Origin of the sequence: Priestia sp. SIMBA_032, assembly GCF_046535215.1 — a bacterium.
GTDB classification, from domain to species: Bacteria; Bacillota; Bacilli; order Bacillales; family Bacillaceae_H; genus Priestia; species Priestia aryabhattai.
Window position 1 is genome coordinate 1 of record NZ_JAWRXD010001107.1, and the last position, 254, is coordinate 254.

Annotated in this window: 1 protein-coding gene; it reads left to right on the forward strand. The window is 61.4% G+C overall.

Annotation, left to right across the window (positions count from 1 at the left end; all coding sequences use genetic code 11):
* A partial coding sequence (locus SB717_RS37770) for a hypothetical protein (RefSeq protein ID WP_410908286.1) occupies positions 1-254 on the forward strand: 254 nt, incomplete at both ends.

Consider the following 254-nt stretch of genomic DNA (forward strand, 5'->3'; position numbering starts at 1 on the left):
GCGACATGGCCCAGTTCCTTTACAGGTCATGGTACCAAAACAGGGGCGTCATCTGTTCCGACCGGGAGCTGACACGTGTCAGCCCGTGGCTTATCCTGACCCTGCCCGACGCGGCACCCGCCGAGGTGCCCCACGTCACCTTCATCGGCAATCAATCTTCCTTCGTGAAGTTCTTCCCGCAGGCACTGGATGCGGATACCTTTACGTCACCCACCGACTGCCTGCCGCAGGCTTACAGGCTGGGCGTTGCCGAG